This is a genomic window from Paenarthrobacter sp. OM7 (assembly GCF_029873575.1).
Taxonomy (GTDB): Bacteria; Actinomycetota; Actinomycetes; order Actinomycetales; family Micrococcaceae; genus Arthrobacter.
Genome location: NZ_CP123579.1, coordinates 3,794,320 through 3,807,863 on the forward strand (window position 1 = coordinate 3,794,320; position 13,544 = coordinate 3,807,863).

The 13,544-nt window shown below is 62.5% G+C and carries 15 protein-coding genes; 8 read left to right on the plus strand and 7 right to left on the minus strand.

From position 1 onward, the window contains the following. Positions 1 to 158: 158 nt before the first annotated feature. From QEH68_RS17385 to QEH68_RS17400, 4 genes are all read left to right on the plus strand, one after another. Positions 159 to 1,145: an aldo/keto reductase gene (locus QEH68_RS17385; protein ID WP_280623606.1), complete on the plus strand. Its 987-nt coding sequence runs from the start codon at positions 159 to 161 to the stop codon at positions 1,143 to 1,145. 245 nt (positions 1,146 to 1,390) lie between these two features. Next, positions 1,391 to 1,561, plus strand: coding sequence for a hypothetical protein (locus QEH68_RS17390; protein ID WP_198318270.1), 171 nt, complete (start codon positions 1,391 to 1,393; stop codon positions 1,559 to 1,561). A 242-nt stretch (positions 1,562 to 1,803) separates the two neighbouring features. Continuing rightward, positions 1,804 to 2,943 (plus strand): glycosyltransferase family 2 protein, encoded by a 1,140-nt coding sequence (locus QEH68_RS17395; protein WP_280623609.1) that lies wholly within the window; start codon positions 1,804 to 1,806, stop codon positions 2,941 to 2,943. Between the two features lie 7 nt (positions 2,944 to 2,950). Continuing rightward, positions 2,951 to 3,127, plus strand: a complete 177-nt coding sequence (locus QEH68_RS17400) for a hypothetical protein (RefSeq protein WP_207594812.1) — start codon at positions 2,951 to 2,953, stop codon at positions 3,125 to 3,127. A gap of 97 nt (positions 3,128 to 3,224) precedes the next feature. Here QEH68_RS17400 and QEH68_RS17405 read toward each other — a convergent pair whose 3' ends face one another. Continuing rightward, positions 3,225 to 4,550, minus strand: a complete 1,326-nt coding sequence (locus QEH68_RS17405) for a hypothetical protein (protein ID WP_280623612.1) — start codon at positions 4,548 to 4,550, stop codon at positions 3,225 to 3,227. Between the two features lie 296 nt (positions 4,551 to 4,846). Between QEH68_RS17405 and QEH68_RS17410 the strand changes: the two genes are divergently transcribed. Further along, positions 4,847 to 5,326: an NUDIX domain-containing protein gene (locus QEH68_RS17410; RefSeq protein WP_207594816.1), complete on the plus strand. Its 480-nt coding sequence runs from the start codon at positions 4,847 to 4,849 to the stop codon at positions 5,324 to 5,326. On the opposite strand, the gene QEH68_RS17415 is transcribed toward QEH68_RS17410, so the two are convergent. Further along, a complete protein-coding gene (locus QEH68_RS17415; RefSeq protein WP_280628038.1) occupies positions 5,321 to 6,100 on the minus strand; it encodes an SDR family NAD(P)-dependent oxidoreductase in 780 nt (259 codons plus the stop codon). The two genes, QEH68_RS17410 and QEH68_RS17415, sit on opposite strands and share 6 nt — an antisense overlap. 81 nt (positions 6,101 to 6,181) lie before the next feature. Between QEH68_RS17415 and QEH68_RS17420 the strand changes: the two genes are divergently transcribed. After that, positions 6,182 to 6,781 carry a TetR family transcriptional regulator gene (locus tag QEH68_RS17420; protein ID WP_207594818.1) on the plus strand — a complete coding sequence of 200 codons (600 nt, stop codon included), beginning with the start codon at positions 6,182 to 6,184 and terminating at the stop codon, positions 6,779 to 6,781. On the opposite strand, the gene QEH68_RS17425 is transcribed toward QEH68_RS17420, so the two are convergent. The 3 genes from QEH68_RS17425 to QEH68_RS17435 are packed head-to-tail and all read right to left on the minus strand — an operon-like array spanning position 6,778 to position 8,237. After that, positions 6,778 to 7,557 carry an alpha/beta hydrolase gene (locus QEH68_RS17425; RefSeq protein ID WP_280623618.1) on the minus strand — a complete coding sequence of 260 codons (780 nt, stop codon included), beginning with the start codon at positions 7,555 to 7,557 and terminating at the stop codon, positions 6,778 to 6,780. The two genes, QEH68_RS17420 and QEH68_RS17425, sit on opposite strands and share 4 nt — an antisense overlap. Before the next feature lie 54 nt (positions 7,558 to 7,611). Further along, positions 7,612 to 7,803, minus strand: coding sequence for a helix-turn-helix transcriptional regulator (locus QEH68_RS17430; RefSeq protein ID WP_207594822.1), 192 nt, complete (start codon positions 7,801 to 7,803; stop codon positions 7,612 to 7,614). Further along, the gene (locus QEH68_RS17435) at positions 7,800 to 8,237 is read right to left on the minus strand and encodes a hypothetical protein (protein WP_280623620.1); all 438 of its coding nucleotides are present in this window, start codon (positions 8,235 to 8,237) and stop codon (positions 7,800 to 7,802) included. Before QEH68_RS17435 ends, QEH68_RS17430 begins: the two co-directional genes overlap by 4 nt. 64 nt (positions 8,238 to 8,301) lie before the next feature. Here QEH68_RS17435 and QEH68_RS17440 point away from each other — a divergent pair, with 64 nt between their 5' ends. Both QEH68_RS17440 and QEH68_RS17445 read left to right on the plus strand, forming a co-directional pair. Continuing rightward, entirely contained in the window at positions 8,302 to 8,874 is a 573-nt protein-coding gene (locus tag QEH68_RS17440; protein WP_280623622.1) for an MOSC domain-containing protein, read from the plus strand. A gap of 72 nt (positions 8,875 to 8,946) precedes the next feature. Beyond that, the gene (locus QEH68_RS17445; protein ID WP_280623624.1) at positions 8,947 to 9,648 is read left to right on the plus strand and encodes a hypothetical protein; all 702 of its coding nucleotides are present in this window, start codon (positions 8,947 to 8,949) and stop codon (positions 9,646 to 9,648) included. A gap of 51 nt (positions 9,649 to 9,699) precedes the next feature. On the opposite strand, the gene QEH68_RS17450 is transcribed toward QEH68_RS17445, so the two are convergent. Together QEH68_RS17450 and QEH68_RS17455 are read right to left on the minus strand one after the other, a co-directional pair. Then, positions 9,700 to 11,673, minus strand: a complete 1,974-nt coding sequence (locus QEH68_RS17450; protein WP_280623626.1) for an ABC transporter ATP-binding protein — start codon at positions 11,671 to 11,673, stop codon at positions 9,700 to 9,702. After that, complete coding sequence (locus tag QEH68_RS17455) at positions 11,670 to 13,403, minus strand: ABC transporter ATP-binding protein (RefSeq protein WP_280623628.1); 1,734 nt, start codon at positions 13,401 to 13,403, stop codon at positions 11,670 to 11,672. The genes QEH68_RS17450 and QEH68_RS17455 overlap by 4 nt, the downstream gene beginning before the upstream one ends. Between the last annotated feature and the right edge of the window lie 141 nt (positions 13,404 to 13,544).

Here is a 13,544-nt window from a genome sequence, read left to right on the forward strand (position 1 = left end):
GGGGACTCCCTCTGCGGCGGTGGCCGGAATAGCGTTGTCTGTATGAACGCCAGGGACGATGCAGGCCAGTTCCTGCAGGCCCGGACTGGCGGTCCCAGGGCACCGTCGCTTGGCGGGCTTCCGCCACTCAAGGACACCTCCACCTCGAAGGACTGATCATGCACACCAGAACACTCGGCCAGGGCCTGAAGGTCTCCGCACTGGGACTAGGGGCCATGGGCATGTCCCAGAGCTACGGCCCCAACCCCGGCAGCAGGGACGCGATGGTCGCCGTGCTGCGCTCGGCCGTCGACGAAGGGGTCACCTTCTTCGACACCGCGGAGGCCTACGGGCCCTACGTCAACGAGGAACTGGTTGGTGAGGCTCTGGAGCCGATCCGCGACCAAGTCGTCATCGCCACCAAGTTCGGTTGGGACATTCGCGACGGCAAGAGCGTCGGCCTCGACAGCCGGCCAGACCAGATTCGCCGCGTCGCAGAGGAATCTCTAAAGCGGCTGCGTACCGATGTGATCGACCTGTTCTACCAGCACCGGGTTGACCCCGCCGTGCCGATCGAGGACGTCGCCGGCACGATCAGCGAACTCATCGCCGAGGGCAAGGTCAAGCACTTCGGCCTCTCGGAGGCCTCCGCGGACACCATCCGTCGTGCTCACGCAGTGCACCCAGTCACTGCTGTCCAGAGCGAATATTCGCTCTGGACGCGCGATCCCGAGGCCGAGGTGCTGCCTGTCCTTGCCGAGCTCGGCATCGGGTTCGTACCGTTCAGCCCGCTGGGCAAAGGGTTCCTCACCGGCACCGTGGACACCTCCACCAGCTTCACCGAGGGGGACATCCGCTCCCGGGTCCCGCGTTTCGAGGCAGGGAATCTCGCGGCCAACCAGGCACTCGTTGACCACGTGAAGACGCTCGCAGCGGCGAAGGGGGCGACGCCCGGGCAGATTGCCCTGGCCTGGCTGCTGATGCAGCAGCCGTGGATCGTGCCGATCCCGGGCACCCGCCGCACCGAGCGCATCCAGGAAAACGTGGCCGCAACGCAGGTCGCGCTTTCCGCCGATGAGCGCGCCGACCTCGACGCGATCGTCCGGAGCATAGGCGTCCACGGTGATCGGTACAACGCCCAGCACATGGGCTACGTCAACGGCTGACCAGGGGCGGCAGCGGGTTGGACCGCTGGTGGGAGCTCACTGTCAACGCCGGTTACACAGGGTAATCAAAAACGTGTAATCGGTCACACTTGGTCGGATTCGCTTGTCAACCGTGGTGGGCAACATGAACCATGAATGAGGGAATTCGTTCCCATACAAGCTGAATCAGCAATCCTCACCGACGAGGATGCGGCCCCGGGCGAAGAGGCTTGGGGCTGATACCGGCCTGAGTGAAAGTACTGACAATGACGACACATACTGACTCCATCACGCTGAAAATCTGGGACAAGTCGGCCATCGACCACACCATCGATGCCGCCGTCCAGTCCCTCTCACACCGGGCAGCTGCAGAAAACTGCGGAATCGCAGTCACCCTGAGCGGACCCAAAACCTTCACCGTGAGCCTGAGCCGCTAAGCAGCTCACAGCAAAAGCAAGAGGACGACGCCGGTACTTGCCGGCGTCGTCCTCTTGCGTTTAAGGGCCCCTCCGGAAGCATCCAAAAACGTACAAGTGGTCCTCGAATCCGCTTCGTGACGGCGTTCCTGAACTCCTGAGCAAACCTTGATATTTCCTTGACGCTTTCCCTGCGCATTTCTTGCGTTGGCGTTGGAACTCTAAGTGAGTCAACGCTTCAACGCACGAACGGAGGGATCACAATGCTCACGGAAATCACGGACTACACGGCCCATGCAGACTCACCGGCAACGGCCGCCGCACCCCGCGGGTCCCACCGCGCGGCCGGTGGTGTGGTCACCGTCCTGGTGCCGGCACACAACGAATCCGCCGGCATCACCGAGACCCTCACCTCGTTGAACAACCAGTCCCTCCGCCCGGACCGCATCATTGTGGTGGCGGACAACTGCACCGACGACACCGAGGCTCTCGCGCTTGCCCAGGGCGTCGAGGTGCTACGGACCGTCGGCAACAAGGACAAGAAGGCCGGAGCCCTGAACTTCGCCCTCAGCGAGCTTCTTCCCGAGGCCGACCCCGAGGACTTGATCCTGGTTCAGGATGCGGACTCCCAGCTCGCCCTCGACTTCATTGAAAACGCCACCAAGAACCTGTTGGCCGACGAACTGCTCGGCGCAGTGGGCGGAGTGTTCAGCGGCGGTCCCGGCGGCGGTTTCGTCGGACACCTGCAGCGCAACGAGTACGCCCGCTATGCCCGCGACGTGAAGCGCCTCCACGGCAAGTGCCTGGTGGTTACCGGAACGGCAGCCCTGTTCCGGGTCAAGACGCTGCGCGACGTGGTCTCAGCCCGGCTGGAAGGCACACTTCCTCCGGGCAACGGCAAGGGCGGCGTCTATGACACCTCGGTTCTGACCGAGGACAACGAACTCTCCTTTGCACTGCTGACCCTCGGCTACCGCATCGCATCTCCTTCCAACTGCACTCTGGTCACCGAGGTCATGCCCACATGGCGTGAACTCTGGGCACAGCGGCTTCGCTGGAAGCGCGGCGCAGTTGAGAACTGTGTGCAGTACGGGTGGACCAAAATCACCAGGCCGTACTGGGGACGCCAATTCCTGTCCATGATCGGTGTGATGGTGACACTGGCCTACTTCAGCTCCATCATCTTCGCCTTCATCACCGGAGCGGGCCTGAACCTCCACCCCTTCTGGATAGCTGTTACCGCAATCTTCGTCCTGGAGCGCATCGTAACCCTGCGTTTCCGGGGCTGGAGGTACATGTTGCTGGCCGCAACCATGTACGAAACCGTCATAGATATGTTCCTCCAGGCCGTTCACGCCAAGGCGTACCTGGATGCAGCACTCAACAGAAAGAAAGTTTGGTAATCGACTCATGTACAACAATCCAGCAGCCCCCCTCGCAGGAGCCACCGCAGCCGGAATGGGCTCGGGAGCACTCGCAGTGACCGGAGCGGGCGATCTCTTCTGGTTCGCACTGGCTGCTTTCGCCATGCTGGCACTCGGCCTCGCCGTCAAGAGGATCGTCCCCGTCAAGGCGCAGAAGAACTAACCAGGCCTGGCAGTCCCGCAGTTGTGTCGCTTACCCCCCAGCGCGACACAACTGCGGGTTTGTCATTTAAATCGCCCCTGATTGTGTAGCCCGGAGATCAGGTGACCGGAGCCGAAATCGCCGAGAACTTGGCCACCGTTGTGTAGCCGGCCTTGGTGCCGGTGACCCTGACCCTCATGGTGTCCGCCTGGTCAGCGCTTACCAGGGTGTAGGTCTTGGCGGTGGCACCGGTGATCGCAATACCCGAGCGGTACCACTGGTACGTCAGCGTGGTTCCGGACGTCCAGGTACCTGGGTTTGCTGTCAGTGTGGAGCCCACGCTCAGCGTCCCGGTGATGGTTGGTGTGGGTGCCACCAGAGTCCCCGCAACCACTGTGGCTGTCTGGGCCGATTCCTTGGTGGTTGTTGCGTACCCGGACTTGGTTCCTGTGACCCTCACTGTCAGTTTGGTACCTTGGTCGGCAGCCGCAAGAACACGGGTGGCAGTCGTCGCACCGGAGATCGCCGCACCGTTCCTGTACCACTGATACGCCAGGGCGGTTCCCGTGGTCCAGCTTCCTGGGTTGGCTGTCAGCGTGGAGCCCACAGCTGCCGTGCCGGACACTGTTGGCGCAGGAGCCGTCAACGGAATCCCCGGCACGAAGGAGAAATCACGGATAGTGACCGTTTCAGGACCGACATGGGCAGCATCGCCGCCTCCGCCCCCGGTCACCCACAGGTTGAAGTGGATTTGTTCTTTGGCCGGAAGCGGAACCGTGGATCCTTGCAGGATGGTCTTTTTCAGCAGCGTTCCGCTGTAGCCTTCCCCAGCGAAGGTCTCAAAGGTCAGCTTGCCTGGTTCCCAGACCATTCGATGGGTGAGGATAGGAGCGTTCGTGACGTCGAAGGTGACGGTGTTGTTGCCCTGGCCTGGAGGCTTCGTTGCATCGAACCAGTACCCGTGACCTTGGGTGACAGGCCAGTCTTCACCGTAGGCAGCCCCGCCACCCCAGGCCGATGCCTCACAGAGGTCGATCTCCGTGTATCCCGGTTCCGCTGCGGGATCGTAGGTGAAGAGGCAGCCCCACACCACTTCCTTCTGCAGCGCGCTGACGTCCTTCTCCACCGTGGTGCTGTACGTGCCGTAGCCGAAGCCTTCGCGTGTGGACTGGAATTCCGCGCCCTTCGGAGCGGACCCGGTGGGGTTGGAGATGGAGAGTTTCACGTACCCGTCAGAATCAGGATTGCTGACGTTGTTGGCATCCCAGCTTGCGTTGTACATGGGCGCCCCGCCCCAAAAACGCTTCTGCCAGTTGAACCCTTTCCAAGCAAAGCTGCCCACCGGTCCAGGGTCCTCAGCCATGGGCGTGGTGTCCGCGGCGTGTGAGGGGCTGATACCCGTGAACAGTGATAAACCTACCGCCATGACGACGGCCAAACCCATTACTTTTCTTCCCCCGGTAGGAAGGAGCCTCATTGACGATGCCATAGCTGTGTCCTCCTGCTGATGCGCCCAGAAACGCCTCCGGCAATTGCCGAAAGCCGCAGTCACGTTCCACCCCCGAGGAACGTGCAACTCCTCGATTATCAATGAGCGGGGACGCTGCCGGAAGCGAATTAGGCATTGAATATGACTGTTTCAACATCAATTGGATAACGGGGTTAAAGCCCCGCAGTACTCTGGACAGATCCGTACCTCATAAGACAGCCCGTTACGCAGCACGTCCTTCAGGAAGACACATGCCTATCCGCAGTGCCGGAATTCTTCTCTACCGAACCGTGAGCAGCGGCGAATTGCAGCTGTGGATCGCCCACATGGGCGGTCCTTTTTGGGCGCGAAAGGATCACCACGCCTGGTCCATTCCCAAAGGCGAATTCCCTGAAGATGAAGACCCTTTGGCAGCTGCGAAACGCGAATTCGCAGAGGAAATAGGCTCACCCCCGCCGGCCGCCGCCTACGAGCTGTTGGGCGTTTTCCGGCAGCCCTCAGGAAAGCTCATCACTGCCTTCACGGCAGAAGCCAATGACTTCCAGCCGGAGCAGATCATCAGCAACACCTTTCCCATGGAGTGGCCCAAGGGGTCGGGTGTCATGAAGGATTTCCCGGAGATCGACGACGCCCGCTGGTTCGAAGAATCCGAGGCCCGGACCAAACTCGTCAAAGGGCAACTGCCTATTGTGGACGCGCTGGTCCGGCACCTTGGCGCTAAAACCCTATAGAGCCGACCACCCGCCGTCGGACGCCAAAATGGCGCCGTTGATATTGGTGCCGTCGTCACTCAGCAGGAACGTGATGGACGCAGCCAGTTGGGCTGCCGTGGCGGGGGTTGGAATCGTTGCCTGCATCAAAGGGCCAAGCCGTTCGGCAGCGAGCTGCGATCCCCAGTTGGCCACAATGTTCGTGATGGTGGGGCCAGGAGCCACGGCGTTAAAGCGCAATCCCTTGGGTCCGTACATCACTGCCGAGTTCTTGGTAAGGCCAACCACGGCGTGCTTGGATGCCGTGTAGGCCGCACCGGCAGCAGAACCACGCAGCCCTGCCTCGGACGCGACATTCACTACCGATCCGGTTCCGGCCTCCAGCATGAGTGGCACCACTGCACGGGTCAGGCGCATGAGAGAGGTGACGTTGATGCGGAAGACCCGTTCCCAGAGATCATCGTCCACCTCATGGATGGGGGCGAAGTTGTCCATGATGCCGGCGACATTGGCCAAAGCATCCACCCGCCCGCCGGCAGCTGCCAGAACCGCGGCCACGGTCTCTTCCGTGGAGATGTCGCCAGCTACGGGCACCAGGTCCAAACCGCTGTTTTCCTCCGCCAGGGCCTCCAAGCGGTCCTTGCTGATGTCGGCCGCAATGACCTTGCCGCCTTCTTTGGCGATGCGCAAAGCGGTGGCTTGGCCAATACCCGAGGCCGCTCCCGTGACAATGATGGTCTTACCGGCGAAACGGCCAGAGGTGATGGCCTCCTGCCATGAAGCGTCGTTGCCCATGATGTCCTTCCGATGGTTGCAGAGTGGTCCACCCCAGCTTATGACACTCTGTGTCATTATGTAAGAGTGAATACTGGAGGGATGATTTCGGAAGATGCCAAACCGGCACGCGCCAGCGGTCGCCCCGCCACCATCGACGCCGACGCCGTGGCCGGACTCGCCTTGGACCTGTTCGCCGAGCACGGGTATGAGAACACCTCCATGGAAGACATCGCCCGCGCTGCCGGTATCGGCCGCAAGAGCCTCTACCGTTACTTCGCCAGCAAGGCGGACCTGGTCTGGGGTGGCACCGAACCCGTGGTCGAAGCGTCAACGCTCGCCTTCGGATCGTTCCACCAGCACGGAAAGCCCGACGGCGATGTGCTGGCCGGGCTGCGTGAGGCGGCGGCCGCCGGGGTCGGGGTCATTCCCGATCTGGCCGTGACCCGCGGACGGCTCCGGTTGATCGCCGAGCATGCCGAACTGACCAGCCGCAGCTACGAGTCCCTGGCACCACAGCGCGAAAGGACCCTCGCCTTCCTTGTGGAGAACGGTCTTTCCGACTCCGCGGCACGCTACTTGAGCGCCGCGTACCTTGCCACCACCTTTGAGGCATGGATGCAATGGGCGGCGGGGTCAGATCCGGATCCGATCCCGTACCTTGTGGCAGCGCTCGAGGTGTTGAGGGTTCCTGCGCGTTAGCTGGCCTTTCGGGCGATGAATTGCCGGATCCAGTCAACCGTCTCCGGGTGATCCAGATGAAGGCCGTGTCCCGCTCCGCGTACACGCACCAGTACCGAGCCGCGAATGTGCTCGCGAAGCAGGAGTGCATTGGGCAAGGGGGTCAACGCATCCCTGGTGCCGTGAAGGATCAGGGTGGGGGCTTGGATGGCATTGAGACTGCTCCAGGCATCATGCTCGCGGCTGGCCCTGAAGTGCCGGGCTTTAGCCCACGCCGATGCGCGGGAATTGAAGAATGTGTGGGTCGCTTCGGGATGTGCGCGGACCCACTCAGCGTCGAAGAAGAGCTCTTCCAATCGGGACATGTCCCCGCTGACCAAGGCTTCCAGGGCAGCCTTTTTCGGCTGGGCGCCGGCATCCGGCCAAATGCCACCGCTCGTGGCTGCGAGGATCAGCGTACGAACTTTCTGAGGGTGATCAATGGCCAGCCATTGGCCAATACGCCCGCCCATCGAGTGGCCGTATACATGTGCTGAATCCGCGCCGGCGGCTTTGAGGACCACAGCAGCATCTTCGGCAAGCAGCCTCGTGGTGTAGCGCTCAGCGTCGCCCTTCCCGCTCCGCCCAATCCCGCGGTGATCGAAGCTGATGACACGGTAAGAGCGGGACAGAAGCTCCGCCGTCGGTCCCCAGCCATCCATGGAGGTTGCCTGTCCGGCGATCAACAGCATTGGCTCGCCTTCGCCTTTTGACGCCCAGGCGAGTTCGGTGCCGTCGGCAGCCTCAGCAAAGTTCACCGTGCCACAGTATCCGGGAGGCGGCCAAAGCGCTGCGGCGTGGGCCACAGCGCTTTAATCGGTAGTGAAAATGTCCTCGATGGCGCAGTCGAACGTCCTGGCAATGAGGAACGCCAAGGGCAGCGAGGGGTCAAACTTTTCCCGTTCGATGGAAATGACCGTCTGCCTGGACACCCCCAGGGCAGCAGCGAGGTCAGCTTGCGTCCATCGTCGCCCGGCCCGGCGCTCGGCGATGTTGTTCTTCACTTCAGCGCACGGTGCCGAACGGCAAGGTAGCGCAGGCCGGCATCCAAGGCGCTCAGCGCCACAAGCCCGAGCAGGACCGGGAGTGCTTCGATCTGAAACCCGCCAACCGCCAGGACCACGGCAGCAACGATGGTGGCAACCAGCACGTCGAGGAAAGCTCCGGCACCGGCCTGCCGCATCCACTGGAGCTCCACACTCTGCTCGCCATGCTGATCACGGGTGACGGTGTGGCGTGAAACGAAGACCCTGGTTCCGAGAGACATGGCTGGGTAGGCGGCACACAGGGCGCCGATCCCTGCTGCAGGCCAAAAGTCGCCCGGGTTTGACGCTCCCACCAACAGTGCGACCGCGATGGTCAGGATGGCGCCGAGGATGACAGCAAGGACGTAGTGATGGACCGGCGTCCGCCTTGATGTAAAGGAAGCTTTACTCATGAGGGAAGTAAAGCACCCTTTACTTTTAGAGGCAATACTTCCGTCAGGGGATTAGCGTTGAGGGATGACCACCGAGTACAGGTACGACGTCGAGGTGCTTCACCTTTTAGTGTCGCCGGCGCACGCCTACTTTGGCCGTGCCCGGGAAGGAGCCGCAGACGTCCCCACCACCGACGCGGAGCAGGCTGAGCTGGTTACCGGCAAAGGAATCGTTGGCGACAGGTTCTTCGGCAAGGCAGCGCACATGGACGCTGCTGTGACGGTTTTCGCCGTGGAGGCTCTTGAATCGATCGCCGCGGAACTCGGAGCCGGTCCCCTCGATCCCCTGCTGACCCGACGGAACGTGGTGGTGCGGGGAGTCGAGCTGGCTCCACTGCTTGGCCATGAGTTCACCCTTGAGTCCGGTGGGGACGTGGTGCGGTTGAAGGCCGGACGACCCGCACACCCATGCACTTGGATGGATGAAATGCTGGCGCCGGGTGCCCACAAAGCGATGCGGGGGCGCGGCGGCGTCCGATGCCAGGTGATTGCCGGCGGCTTGCTGCATCGAGGGCCGGCTGTCTTGGTCAGTCCGGTGCTCTTGGACCCCAACAAGGCAGGGGACGCCAACGTGCTGAGGCCCTCCAGATTGCCGTGATGCTCGTAGCTTGCCGTGCCCATTAAAGGCAGGAGCCTGTCATTCGCCGAAGCACCCGCATAGGGTGATCATGTGGAGACATTGAGCAGCAAGATCCAAGCCATTGCAGGGTTCGCGTTTGCTGAGGTGTTCCGGGCGATCAAAGCAGCGCGACCGCACCGGCCGATCCATCCACAGGGCATCCGCTTGGTCGGAACCTTGGAAAGGGACACCGGTGCTCGCCTGCCGTCCGGCATCCCATGGTTGGACACCGCCGGCACCAGCGAGGTGGAGGCCCGGCTCTCGCGATCAATCGGGCTCCCGTATGCCCTCCCTGACATCATCGGGCTTGCAGTGCGCTTTACAGAGCAGGACAAACTGGCGGACATGCTCCTCGCCACGACTGGACCGACCGGCGTTGGCCGTTTCATTCTCCGGCTTCGACGGGACGCCGCATTGGCCGTTTTTTCGAGCATGATGCCGTACAAGTCAGAGACAGGCCCTGTTCTGATAGCAGCACGAACCATCGACGGGCCAGCCAAGCTACCTATGGAACCTGGTACTTTCCGTTCGATCCTTGGTAACGAATCCTGGACACTGGAACTGCATCACGCCACCCCTCTCGGTGCGTGGACCAGGTGGGGAACCCTGACGCTCACGCTTGCCGACGGTTTGGGCGAAGACACCACAGAGCGATTTGATCCGGTCCTCAATCCCCTGCCCACAGCCGGTACCTACGACTGGACGAGGCGACTCCGCGAACCTTCCTACGCTGTGGCCCGCCGGCGCGGGTAGGACCGTTGTTTCCTCCAATGTCCCTGTTGGCGAACAACCAAGCCGCCGCACCTAGGGCTCAAAAGCCACCGGAGCCGCGAACTGCGCCTCGTACAGCCGGGAGTAAGCCCCACCCGCAGCCAGCAGCTCCGAGTGGGTCCCCTGCTCCACGATCTGCCCGGCTTCCATCACCAGAATGAGGTCGGCGTCGCGGATGGTGGAGAGCCGATGGGCGATCACAAAGCTGGTCCGGTCCGAGCGCAGGGCGTTCATGGCTTTCTGCACCAATACCTCGGTCCGGGTATCCACGGAGCTGGTGGCCTCGTCCAGAATCAGTACGGACGGATGGGACAGGAACGCCCGGGCGATGGTCAGCAGTTGCTTCTCACCAGCCGAAACGTTGCCGCCTTCGTCGTCCAACAAGGTGTCGTAGCCTTCGGGCAGGGACCGCACGAACCGGTCCACGTACGTTGCCTGCGCGGCTTCAATAATCTCGTCCTCGGAAGCAGAAGGCCGTCCATAGGCAATGTTGTCGCGGATGGTCCCACCAAAAAGCCACGTGTCCTGGAGGACCATGCCCATCCGCGAGCGCAACTCGTGCCGCGGGATCGAGGCGACATCCACGCCGTCGAGCGTTATCCGTCCTGAGTCCAACTCGTAGAAGCGCATCATCAAGTTCACCAAGGTGGTCTTGCCCGCGCCCGTAGGCCCTACAATCGCGATGCTCTGCCCCGGCTCAGCCACCAAACTGAGGTCCGTGATCAGGGGCTTGTCGGGCGAGTAGCGGAAGGATACATTCTCGAACACCAGCCGTCCGCGCGCCGGACCGGACTGTGGAACAGGATCAGGTTCGGCTGACTCTTCCTCCTCATCGAGCAGATCGAAAACGCGCTCCGCGGAGGCAACACCGGATTGCAGCATGTTGGCCATGGATCCGAGCTGCGCCAACGGCATGGTGAACTGCCGCGAGTACTGGATAAAAGCCTGCACATCACCCAACTGCATGGAACCGGAGGCCACCTGCAGGCCGCCCACCACGGCAATCCCCACGTAGACCAGGTTGCCGATGAACGTCATGGCCGGCATGATCAGCCCGCTCACGAACTGCGCCCCGAAGCTCGCCTGGTACAGCCCGCTGTTCTTCGCGCGGAACTTCTCCTGCACCTCGTTCTGCCGTCCGAACACCTTCACCAGTGCATGCCCTGTGTAGCTTTCCTCGATCTGGCCGTTGAGTTCGCCGGTGTTCTTCCACTGCGCCACGAACAGCTTCTGCGAGCGCTTGGCAATCAGGAGCGTTGTTCCGAGGGTGAGCGGGATGGTCACCAGCGCAATCAAAGCAAGCAGCGGCGAGAGCAGGAACATCATCACCAAAACACCCAGCACCGTCAGGAGGGAGGACACCACCTGGCTGATGGATTGTTGGAGGCTTTGGGAGATGTTGTCGACGTCGTTGGTCACCCTGCTCAGCAGCTCACCGCGTTGGATGGAGTCGAAATAGCGCAGGGGCAGCCGGTGGATTTTCGCTTCGATCCGCTCGCGGAGTCGGTAAACGGTCCGCTGCACGACGCCGTTGAGAACGTACGCCTGCATCCACCCGAACGCTGAGGCCAGGACATACAGTGCCAGCGCCCACAGCAGCACCGAGGCCAGCGCGCCAAAGTCGATTCCGACGCCGGGAGTGAGGGTCATGGCGCCCAGCATGTCCGCCTTGCTGTCGTCACCTGAGGCGCGCAGCCCTGCGATGACATCGGCTTTGGAAACACCTGCGGGCAACTGTTGGGAGACGACGCCGGCGAAGATCAGGTTGGTGCCTTCGCCCAGCAGCCTCGGCCCGATCACAGACAGCGCAACGCTGACCACGGCGAACACCAGCACCAGGATCAGCCAGAACCGCTCCGGCCTCAGCGTCCCCAGCAAACGCCGGGCTGAGCCAGAGAAGTTGGACGCCTTCTCAGCAGGGATGTTCATCCCCGCGAACGGCCCACCTCGGCCAGGACCCATTGCCGGCCTTTGGGGACCGCGCGGCCCGGCTGATACAGCGCTCATGCCGCCTCCTCCGCCGCGAGCTGGGAGGACACGATTTCCTTGTACGTTTCGGACGTCTCCAACAATTCTTCGTGCGCTCCGCGCCCAACGATCCTGCCGTCGTCGAGCACCAGGATCTGGTCCGCGTCTGCGATGCTGGAGACCCGCTGGGCGACGATCACCAGCGTGGCGCCGTTGGTGTGGCGCTTGAGGGCCTGCCGGAGCCGGGCATCGGTGGCGGTGTCCAGGGAGGAGAAGGAATCGTCAAAGATGTAGAGCTCCGGCCGCTTCACCAGGGCCCGGGCGATCGCGAGCCTCTGCCGCTGCCCGCCGGAGACGTTGGTGCCACCCTGAGAGATGGCAGCATCCAGGCCGCCTTCCATGTCCTCCACAAAGTCCCGGGCCTGGGCAACGGAGAGCGCCTGCCACAGCTCCTCCTCGGTGGCATCGGGCTTGCCGTACTGGAGGTTGCTGCGGACCGTCCCGGAGAACAGGTACGGCCGCTGCGGTACCAGCCCGATGTGGCCCCACAGCAGGTCAGGATGGAGTTCACGGACGTCCACGCCGTCCATCAGAACGGACCCGCTGGTGGCGTCGAAGAGACGTGGCATCAGGTTCACGAGCGTGGTTTTCCCAGCACCCGTGCTGCCGATGATCGCTGTTGTCTGCCCGGCCAAGGCTGTAAACGTGACCCCGCCCAGCACTGGCTGCTCGGCACCCGGGTAGGCGAATCCGACGTTGCGCATTTCCAACTCGCCGCGGCGGATGCCGCCGGTGACGGGGTTCGACGGCGGCTGGACACTTGAGTCGGTCTCCAGCACCTCGCCGATCCGGTCGGCGGAGACGGACGCACGCGGGATCATCACAGCCATGAACGTGGCCATCATGACCGACATAAGAATCTGCATCAGGTAGCTCAGGAACGCAATCAGCGTGCCCACCTGCATGGAACCGTCCTCGATCCTGAAGGACCCGAACCAGATCACCGCCACGGACGAAACATTCATGACCAACATGACCACCGGGAACATGAGTGCCATCAAACGCCCGGCCCGCAGCGCGACGTCAGTGACGTCGTCGTTCGCTTTACCGAATCTGGCGGTTTCCAAGTCTTCGCGGACGAACGCCCGCACCACACGGATACCGGTGAGCTGCTCGCGGAGGACACGGTTCACGGCGTCGATCCGGACCTGCATCTTGCGGAACAACGGCACCATCCGGGTCACAATCAACCCAACAGCCAGCAACAGCACCGGCACGCTCACTGCGATCAGCCAGGACAGCTGGGCGTCCTGGCGCACGGCCATGATCACTCCGCCAATGCTCAGCATGGGCGCCGCGACCATCAGCGTGCAGGACATCAAGACCAATTGCTGCACCTGTTGGACGTCGTTGGTGGACCGCGTGATCAGCGACGGCGCCCCGAACCTGGTGACCTCCTGCTCAGAGAACTCCCCCACCCTGCTGAAAACCGCGTCGCGGAGGTCACGGCCCATCCCCATGGCAGCCTTCGCGCCGAAGTAGACCGCAACCACGGCACACGCGATCTGCAGGAGGGTGATCAACAGCATCAGCCCGCCCATGCGCAGGATGTAGTCGGTATCCCCGGTGGCGACCCCGTTGTCGATGATGTCGGCGTTCAGCGTCGGAAGGTACAGGGATGCGATGGACTGGGCCAGTTGGAAGACGACGACGGCGATCAGCAACCGCTGATGCGGCCGCAGGAAGCGAACAAGTACCTTCCACAGCATGGGATCTCCGAGCCAGGCGATGTGAACCGAAGGCCAGTTTACGTCTGGTTGCTGCGGGCAACTAGAGAAATAGCGCTAAAGTTACCGCTGGTATTGCACCACGTGGGGTTGGCAAACCATGAGCCGGCCAGCGGACTATTT

Bases quoted from the DNA above. Each gene is read 5' to 3' on its own strand.
- QEH68_RS17450 (WP_280623626.1), bottom strand. From the start codon at position 11,673: ATGAGCGCTGTATCAGCCGGGCCGCGCGGTCCCCAAAGGCCGGCAATG.
- QEH68_RS17410 (WP_207594816.1), top strand. From the start codon at position 4,847: ATGCCTATCCGCAGTGCCGGAATTCTTCTCTACCGAACCGTGAGCAGC.
- QEH68_RS17400 (WP_207594812.1), top strand. From the start codon at position 2,951: ATGTACAACAATCCAGCAGCCCCCCTCGCAGGAGCCACCGCAGCCGGA.
- QEH68_RS17415 (WP_280628038.1), bottom strand. From the start codon at position 6,100: ATGGGCAACGACGCTTCATGGCAGGAGGCCATCACCTCTGGCCGTTTC.
- QEH68_RS17385 (WP_280623606.1), top strand. From the start codon at position 159: ATGCACACCAGAACACTCGGCCAGGGCCTGAAGGTCTCCGCACTGGGA.
- QEH68_RS17395 (WP_280623609.1), top strand. From the start codon at position 1,804: ATGCTCACGGAAATCACGGACTACACGGCCCATGCAGACTCACCGGCA.
- QEH68_RS17455 (WP_280623628.1), bottom strand. From the start codon at position 13,403: ATGCTGTGGAAGGTACTTGTTCGCTTCCTGCGGCCGCATCAGCGGTTG.
- QEH68_RS17405 (WP_280623612.1), bottom strand. From the start codon at position 4,550: ATGGGTTTGGCCGTCGTCATGGCGGTAGGTTTATCACTGTTCACGGGT.
- QEH68_RS17420 (WP_207594818.1), top strand. From the start codon at position 6,182: ATGATTTCGGAAGATGCCAAACCGGCACGCGCCAGCGGTCGCCCCGCC.
- QEH68_RS17390 (WP_198318270.1), top strand. From the start codon at position 1,391: ATGACGACACATACTGACTCCATCACGCTGAAAATCTGGGACAAGTCG.
- QEH68_RS17440 (WP_280623622.1), top strand. From the start codon at position 8,302: ATGACCACCGAGTACAGGTACGACGTCGAGGTGCTTCACCTTTTAGTG.
- QEH68_RS17435 (WP_280623620.1), bottom strand. From the start codon at position 8,237: ATGAGTAAAGCTTCCTTTACATCAAGGCGGACGCCGGTCCATCACTAC.